Source organism: Pseudomonas brassicacearum (assembly GCF_003732265.1).
GTDB classification, from domain to species: Bacteria; Pseudomonadota; Gammaproteobacteria; order Pseudomonadales; family Pseudomonadaceae; genus Aquipseudomonas; species Aquipseudomonas brassicacearum_D.
The window spans coordinates 337-633 of record NZ_MOBK01000200.1 but is presented as its reverse complement, the minus strand read 5'-3'; the positions used below and the strand labels follow the sequence as shown (position 1 = coordinate 633).

General features: G+C 62.3%; 1 protein-coding gene and 1 pseudogene. One reads left to right on the top strand and one right to left on the bottom strand.

Features of this window, described 5'->3' with window-relative positions; translation table 11 throughout:
- Positions 1-112: pseudogene (locus BK660_RS33285) on the top strand (type II toxin-antitoxin system HicB family antitoxin); the annotation flags it as partial.
- A 5-nt stretch (positions 113-117) separates the two neighbouring features.
- Here the strand turns inward: BK660_RS33285 and BK660_RS33280 are convergent.
- Positions 118-297: substrate-binding domain-containing protein (locus BK660_RS33280; protein ID WP_259698560.1), on the bottom strand; the 180-nt coding region annotated here is incomplete at its 5' end.

The following is a 297-nucleotide window of genomic DNA, read 5'->3' as shown; positions in this document are numbered from 1 at the left end:
GCTGCCGGAGCAGTTGCTTGAGCGTATTGACCAGACAGTCCGCCGTGACCAGCGCTATCGATCCCGTTCCGGATTTCTCGCGGCGGCCGCCTTGCGCGAACTGTCGGTATAGCGAAGTCAGGTGCTTTCCCGTTCGATGACTTGGCACTGCAGCAGGTTCAGCCGCTGCACCTCGTCGCTCGGCAACACGCCAAGGCTTTCCAGCACGCGTGTTGCGGCGAGTACACCGATCTCCAGCGCCGGTGGTTTGATCGTGCTGAGGCTCGGCAAAAGCATCTCGGCGAACGGGTAGTCGCC